This is a genomic window from Bradyrhizobium sp. (genome assembly GCF_016462955.1).
In the GTDB taxonomy this organism is placed as follows: domain Bacteria; phylum Pseudomonadota; class Alphaproteobacteria; order Rhizobiales; family Xanthobacteraceae; genus Bradyrhizobium.
In genome coordinates, this window is record NZ_JAEMSD010000390.1 from 1 (window position 1) to 6,478 (window position 6,478).

Genomic DNA, 6,478 nt, shown 5'->3' on the forward strand with positions numbered 1-6,478 from the left:
GATGCCGAACGGGACGCCGGCCTTGTGACAGGCTTCGGCGGCCTTCAAGAACGTGTCGAGCGTCCAGTCGTTCGCCTTTGGTTCGGAGCCGGCCGGATACATCGCCTGCACGTCGATGCCGGCGTGCTTCTTCAACAGGTCGATACGGGAGCACGGGCCCTTGATCTGGCTGCCGACGCAGGCGGGGACCCCTAGCCACTTGCTCCCGGCCGTGCCCAGGTATTTGACCGTGCCGTTCACCTCGCCGTTCTCGGCGATGATCGGCCCCATGATGTCGCTCACGTTCTCCAACTGGTCGGCGTTGGCGTGGGCCCACCACGTTGGCATCGCGAAGATATCATGACCGGATTTGGCCTGCGCTTCGGCGGCGATGGTGAGCAGGTTCTTGTTACCCTGACTCGGGATGTAGTCGATCGTGACTTCGACCTTTTCCTTCGCCGCCCATTCGTTGACGAGCTCGGTCGAGGCCTTGTTGGCGCCTGGCACCCAATGGTCCCAGAATCCGATGGAGAGCTTGCCGGCGGCGTAAGCGCCCCGGACGTAGGGCGCCGCGATCAGCGCCGCAGAGGACATTGCAGTGGCAGCCACAAATTGACGTCGCGTCAGTTTCTTGCGTGACATCTCGTTTCCTCGCCTGGGTGTTGTTGGAGTTTCCTCTGGGACTTCTTTGTTGATTTATTGAGTTCTTGTTGTTGGCGTTTCTTATTGGTGCCGTCGGCTCACGCATGGAATGCGCAAGCCGCAGCAAATTGGTAGCGCGATCAGATCATGATTGATCGCGTCTGTCGAGAAAGCCAAACGGCTCTGCGTCTAAAACTAACGTTGTGTCCGCAGACGCCGCGACGCCTGTCGGGACGGCGCGTCGTTCGTAGTTTTATTGCGATGCACACTTCGCGCCGCACCTCCGAAACGAGCCGTTGCGCAATTACGCCGCAGTTTCAAATGAGCCTGCGTAAGCGCTTCGCGCGGCAGACTTTTCCGGCGTGGACAGCGCTCTTCCGTGTCTGGACCGCTAAGCGCCGGAAACGATAGAGTTCAGCAGGTGGTTCGCTTCCGCCGCCAAGACCGATTGGATCGACGATGGAGACCAGAATGATCAATGTGGCCTCGCCAGCGCGGCCTTACCTGCGACGATGGTTCGCGCTGGGGTCCATGCTCGCGCTGTTGCTCGGCGCAGCGACGGGCGCGAATGCTCAAGGATTGGTCAAAGGCGTTCAGGAGGGCGCTGCCGCCGGAAACAAGGCGGCAGGTCCGGTCGGTGGCGTGCTCGGCGGTGCCATCGGCGGCGTGGTCGGTGTCTTCACCGGTGTGCTCGGCGTTGGCGGCAACACCGGCGGCAATCAGCCGCCCCCCGCCGCCAAGGAGTCCGGCAAGGACGCCAAGCAACAAGGCGCTTCCAAGGATAAAGACAAGGACGCCAAGAGCGCCAAGGCAGGCAAAGGCGCCAAGGCGACCAAGGAGGCGAAGAACGCGCCGCAGGACAGCAAGGCCGGCAAAGACAACAAGAATGTCACGGTTCTCACCCAGCCCGGCGCGCCGCAGCAGAGTGCGGAACAGATCGTCGCCAACAGCGACGCCTATATCGAGCGGATCAAGAACGAGTTGAACCTCACGCCGGATCAGGAGAAGCACTGGTACGGCTTCTCCAGCGCCATGCACTACCTCGGGCATAATGGTGCAGAGCGGCTCAATCTGCGCGTGGCGCGCGCCAAGCGGGATCCGCCCGACGACATCATCGAGCAGATGCGCAACGAGGCTCAGTTCCTGATCGACCGTGCTGCCGACCAGCGCAACGTCGCCGACGCCGCCGAGCCGCTCTATTCGAGTCTCGACGACAAGCAGAAGCAGGTGTTCATCCAGGAAATGGTGCGCCTCAGCCACGAGCGCGGATTGGATTGATCAAGTTGAACAGGTTCGGGCGCATCTGAATTAATGGCGCCGCCACGAATTCGTGTATCCACTCCGCAATTCGGTTATGGTTAGCTTCGCGAGGCTGACTGCGGGGTTGACATGGCCGAGGGACTCTCCGTTTTCCTGGTCGAAGACGAAGCGTTGATCCGGATGATGATGGTCGACATGGTGGCGGAACTCGGTCACCACGTCGTCGCCGAAGCAGACAATGTGCGCGATGCCAGCGCCTTCGCCATGACCGCGCAATACGATCTGGCCATCCTCGACATCAATCTGATGGGCGTTTACGTCGATCCTGTCGCCGACCTGATCGAGCGGCGGGGCAAACCGTTTCTTTTCGCGACGGGCTACGGTCCGGAACTGTTGCCCTCGTTGCTGCGGCGCAGGCCGATCCTGCGCAAGCCGATCGCGATGGATCAGCTCAAGGCGATGATCGATTCAATGTTTCCAGAGCGATCCGCCACAATCCCGGGCTGACCGGTCGCGCCCGAGGCGCGCGGCCGGAGTGACCCAGCCGGCTCAGTTGCGACCGTTCTTCAGCACCTTGGCAATGGTGTGGGCCGTCATGGTTGCGCGATCCGACGCGCGCTGAGCAGCGAGCCGGTCGCGGGCTCTTTCCGCGATCAGGAGATCGATGAGGGCCAGCCGCTTGTCTTCGCTGTCCGCCTCACGCAGCAGACGGTGATAGCGGTGATAGTCGAAACCCGGATCCTGCTTATGCATGTCACGCCCCCGCAACTACGCCACGCGCGCGGAAGTGTTTCTCATCGAGGAAACGTAGGCAAGCACGATCGTGCGTGGAACACGCCCTCCGCTGCAATCAGCTGTGCATGACTGCAACGCGCCGTGCGGATTAGCCTCTCAGCCGGGATTGTGCTCGGCAAACATCGTCAGGCCGAGGAAGCTCGCATCAGGCTTGACCACGAGTCTGGTCGGGATGTCGCGCAGATAGTCCTGGAACCTGCCCTTCGCTTCAAAGCGGGCGCGGAACGCGGAGGCGGCGAGGAACGCGCGGAAGCGCGGCACGATTCCGCCGGCGATATAGACGCCGCCCCGGGCGCCGAAGGTCACCGCGAGATTGCCGGCCACCGAGCCGAGGATGGCGCAGAACATCTCCAGTGTCGCGTGGCTGACCGGGCAACTGCCCTCCAGCGCAGCCTTGGTAATGGCTGCGGCGTCACGATGCGGAACCTGCGCTCCGTCGACTTCGGCGATTGCCTCATAGAGGCTCTGGAGCCCGGAGCCTGAGAGCGCACCGCGTTCGATGGAGACGTGGCCAAGACGCTTGCGCATGCACGCGATCAGGCGCTCCTCGCGCTCGTTCTCCGCCGGCAGGGTGGCGTGACCGGCCTCGGTGACGACGGCCAGTCGAGAACCATGGCGATCGACCAGACAGGACACGCCAAAGCCCGTTCCCGGGCCGACGACCAGCAACGGCTCGCCCGCAAGGCCATCGCCTCCGCCGAGCGGGACCAGGTCCGCAGGCTGCAACGCGGGCAGGGACCAGGCCACCACCTCGAAATCGTTCAGCACATGGACGATGTCCAGGCCGAGGGACGGCTGCAGCTCGTTTCCGTCGATCACCCAGGGGCTGTTGGTCATGACGCAGCGGTTGTTGGTGACGGGACCGGCCACCGCCAGCACCGCGCGCCGGGGTTGCTCGCCGTCCGACCGGCGCGCCAAAACGTCGACGATGGCTTCATGTACCGTTGGGAAGTCGGCGACCTTCACATAGTCGATCGGTCCGGTCTGGCCGCTCGTGCTCAGCGCGAAACGTGCATTGGTTCCGCCGATATCGGCGAGAAGAATTTTTCCGGTCTTGCCGATGTCCATCACCGTGCGGCTTCCGCGGCCTAGCTGGCCATCGGGAACCTTCGCCTCCGTTGCTGATCCGATCCGCGGGCGCGGACGATCCGAGAATCCTCGCTTGGTTGTTCCTAGTCAACACGGACAAGGTCAAACCGTTGCATGGTCACCTGAAGAGGTCGCCGGTGCGGTACCGCCGCACGCGCTCGGTGGTTGCGGAGCGGCGCCGGAAGATCGACAGTGGGAAGTACGGCTGGCGCCTGACGCCGGGCGGATCCAATGGGGCCTTGCGATGAAGATTTCCGACCGGGACGTGCTGCTGGTGATCGACGTCCAGAACGACTTCTGTACCGGCGGAGCGCTCGCCGTCCCCGGCGGCGAGAAGGTCGTCCCCGCCATCAACAGGATCGCCCAAAAATTCGCCAATGTGGTGCTCACCCAGGACTGGCATCCGGGCGACCACGTCTCGTTCGCACCGAACCATGCCGGCAAGCAGCCATTCGAGACCGTCGAGCTTGACTATGGCCGGCAGGTGCTCTGGCCGACGCATTGTGTGCAGGGTACGGCGGGCGCTGAATTCCATCGCGATCTCGACCTGACACGAGCAAACCTCGTCGTGCGCAAAGGCTTTCGCCGCGGGATCGATTCCTATTCGGCGCTGTTCGAGAACGACCATCGGACACCGACCGGGCTGCTGGGCTATTTGCGCGAACGCGAGCTGAGAAGCGTCTTTGTCGTCGGTCTGGCGCTGGACTTCTGCGTCCGTTTCTCGGCGGAAGATGCGCGCAAGGCGGGCTTGGAGGTGGCCGTCATCGAGGATGCCTGCCGCGGCATCGATCTCGACGGCTCGGTCGCGGCCACCCACCGGAGTTTCCGGGAGCTCGGCATCACCGTGGTGAGCCTCGAGGCGTTCTTGTGAGGAGATCGAGCTAGCCATGGTGGACAAGACCGCCAAACCGCCGCCCGGATCCGGCCGCGCCCCAGATGATCCGCACCTGTGGCCATTCGCGGCAGCGCGGCTTGCCATAGACGCCTGCTTCTGGTGGCTGGAGCGCGCACCCGCGGAGCAGGCCGACAGCAGTCTGCCATGGACGACACCGAGCAGCGTCGCGTTGGAGCTCGCAACGATGGGCTTGCGCGATTGCTCCCAGATCCTTTCCGGCCAGCCGGCACTGGTCTGTGCGCCCTACGCGCTGCACCGGGCCCTGATCGCCGATTTCGCCCCGGGCCACAGTGTGGTGCAGTCGTTGCAGAATGGCGGCATCAACCGGGTCTACCTCACCGACTGGCGGTCGGCGACACCGGACATGCGCTACCTCTCCATCGACAGCTATCTCAGCGATCTCATCGTCGCCGTCGACGAGATCGGCGCGCCGGTCGATCTCGTCGGGCTGTGCCAGGGCGGATGGCTGTCGCTGCTCTATGCGGCACGCTTTCCAGCCAAGGTGCGGCGGTTGGTTCTGGTAGGCGCTCCCGTGGACTTGTCGATCGAGTCCTCGCTGTCCCGGCTCGCCCGCAACGCGCCCGAACTGGTCTATGACCAGCTGGTCGCGCGGGGCGGCGGCAATGTCAGCGGCGAGGAGATGCTGCGCCTTTGGTCGAAACAGCCCGATCACGACGATATCGCCGCGGCGTTGCAGCGGGATCTCTCGGACGAGCAGGGCACGGCGTTGCTCGCGCGTTTCGACCGCTGGAACGCCCAAACGCTTGATCTGCCGGGCGCCTATTATCTCGAGATCGTCAACAGGATTTTCCGGGAGAACCGGATTGCCTCGGGTAGCTTCGTCGCGCTCGGCCGTCCCATCGATCTGAAGGACGTCAAGGCGCCGATCTTCCTGCTGGCCGGGCTCGACGACGATGTGGTGCCGGCCACGCAAGCGCTCGCCACGGCCAATCTCGTCGGCACGCCGCCGGCCCTGATTGCGGCGGCGTCCGAACCCAGCAACCATCTCGGCCTGTTCATGGGGGCGCGCACCCACGCCCAGGCCTGGCCGCGGGTTGCCGAATGGCTGCGCGGCGATCTGCCGGGCGTGCTGGCCCGCAGCGCCTGAACTCGCCGAGCTCTGGACCGGCCGGGGCGCAAATCCGTTATGCATGACGGCGGATGGCCTGCACGGGGCCAGACCGATGGGTTACATATGATCCGATCTGGCGATCGGTGTCCGCCGGGAAGAGACTTAAGGGTACTCGATGACTTTCCACTCGATCTACGCTCACGGATTTGCGCGCGTGGCGGCCTGTGTCACCACGTCCCACGTCGCCAATCCCATGGCCAACGCGAAGGCTGTCCTGGCGGCGGCCGAGGCCTGCCACGAGCAGTCGGTGGCGGTCGCGGTCTTCCCCGAACTGTGCCTGTCCGGCTATGCGATCGAGGATCTGGTCAAGCAGGATCCGCTGCTCGATGCCGTCGAGCGGGGGCTCGTGGCCATCGTTGAGGCCTCCGCCGCGCTGATGACGGTCCTGATCGTCGGGGCACCGCTGCGCTTTGGCAACCGCATCTACAATTGCGCGGTCGTTGTTCATCGCGGCAACGTCCTGGGCGTGGTGCCGAAATCCTACCTGCCGACCTATCGCGAATTCTACGAGGGACGCCATTTCGCCTCGGGCGCCGGCACCGCCGGCGAGACGATTTCTTTTGGCGGGCTGCATGCCCCGTTCGGCGTCGACCTGCTGTTTGCGGCCGAGGATGTTCCGGGCCTCACCATCGGGGTCGAGATCTGCGAGGACATGTGGATCCCGGTGACGCCGGCGAGCGCGAGCT

At 64.2% G+C, this 6,478-nt stretch carries 7 protein-coding genes and 1 pseudogene; 5 read left to right on the top strand and 3 right to left on the bottom strand.

Features of this window, described 5'->3' with window-relative positions; all coding sequences use genetic code 11:
• Positions 1-621: pseudogene (locus JHD07_RS29260) on the bottom strand (ABC transporter substrate-binding protein); the annotation flags it as partial.
• A 471-nt stretch (positions 622-1,092) separates the two neighbouring features.
• Between JHD07_RS29260 and JHD07_RS29265 the strand changes: the two are divergent.
• A complete protein-coding gene (locus tag JHD07_RS29265) occupies positions 1,093-1,899 on the top strand; it encodes a Spy/CpxP family protein refolding chaperone (protein WP_291628476.1) in 807 nt (268 codons plus the stop codon).
• A 111-nt stretch (positions 1,900-2,010) separates the two neighbouring features.
• Complete coding sequence (locus JHD07_RS29270) at positions 2,011-2,388, top strand: response regulator (RefSeq protein WP_291628477.1); 378 nt, start codon at positions 2,011-2,013, stop codon at positions 2,386-2,388.
• A 42-nt stretch (positions 2,389-2,430) separates the two neighbouring features.
• Here JHD07_RS29270 and JHD07_RS29275 read toward each other — a convergent pair whose 3' ends face one another.
• Entirely contained in the window at positions 2,431-2,634 is a 204-nt protein-coding gene (locus JHD07_RS29275) for a hypothetical protein (protein WP_291628478.1), read from the bottom strand.
• A 138-nt stretch (positions 2,635-2,772) separates the two neighbouring features.
• Complete coding sequence (gene glk, locus JHD07_RS29280; RefSeq protein WP_291628482.1) at positions 2,773-3,744, bottom strand: glucokinase; 972 nt, start codon at positions 3,742-3,744, stop codon at positions 2,773-2,775.
• A gap of 265 nt (positions 3,745-4,009) precedes the next feature.
• On the opposite strand from glk, the gene pncA reads away from it, so the two are divergent.
• The 3 genes from pncA to JHD07_RS29295 all read left to right on the top strand — a co-directional run.
• Positions 4,010-4,636 (top strand): bifunctional nicotinamidase/pyrazinamidase, encoded by a 627-nt coding sequence (pncA, locus tag JHD07_RS29285; RefSeq protein WP_291628484.1) that lies wholly within the window; start codon positions 4,010-4,012, stop codon positions 4,634-4,636.
• 16 nt (positions 4,637-4,652) lie between these two features.
• On the top strand, positions 4,653-5,768 hold the full coding sequence (locus JHD07_RS29290; protein ID WP_291628479.1) for an alpha/beta fold hydrolase: 1,116 nt from the start codon (positions 4,653-4,655) through the stop codon (positions 5,766-5,768).
• A gap of 139 nt (positions 5,769-5,907) precedes the next feature.
• On the top strand, positions 5,908-6,478 hold a 571-nt coding region (locus tag JHD07_RS29295; protein ID WP_291628481.1), incomplete at its 3' end, for a nitrilase-related carbon-nitrogen hydrolase.